Below are 528 nucleotides of genomic sequence, written 5' to 3'. Positions count from 1 at the left end.
GATCAAAAGAGTTAAGTTTTTTTTAAATGCCGCTTCAGCAAATCAATGGAAAGGGATAGGAAATATGAAACTCTCATAATTATGAAAAGTTATTTAGAAGCTGTGTTCACCACAAATAATCAATTTCAACTCGAATGGGCAGTATATTCTTACAAAGATGATGAAAGCTATCAGCAGGCATTAGAACTATTTCAAAATAAAAATCTTTATATAACCGTAGATGGTGTAACTTATAACCTCGGTAAAAACACTTATCCACCTCCAGACCCAAATGGATATTATGGTAAATATGCTTTTGATAATATTTACACAGGAGATGGAGCGCAAAGTTTGGGAAATGTATTAAAGCAAACAGGTGTAACCAAGCGCCTGTATATCAACTGGAAATAATACATCCAAACTCACACACTGAATTCAAGGCTGCTTAATGCCTGTCTCTTCTACACAAATCCCTCGATTGAATCGAGGGATATTTTTGAACCTTTTTCTGCCTGGCTGATCTCAACAAGAAATACCACGTCGAGGTCA

Annotated in this window: 1 protein-coding gene; it reads left to right on the top strand. The window is 35.6% G+C overall.

All coding sequences use genetic code 11. The features are described 5' to 3' along the window. Positions 1 to 81: 81 nt before the first annotated feature. Positions 82 to 390, top strand: a complete 309-nt coding sequence (locus Xedl_RS20065; RefSeq protein WP_074025477.1) for a DUF7823 domain-containing protein — start codon at positions 82 to 84, stop codon at positions 388 to 390. Positions 391 to 528: the final 138 nt, after the last annotated feature.

The organism is Xenorhabdus eapokensis (assembly GCF_001908105.1).
This window is presented reverse-complemented; position numbering and strand designations above follow the sequence as displayed.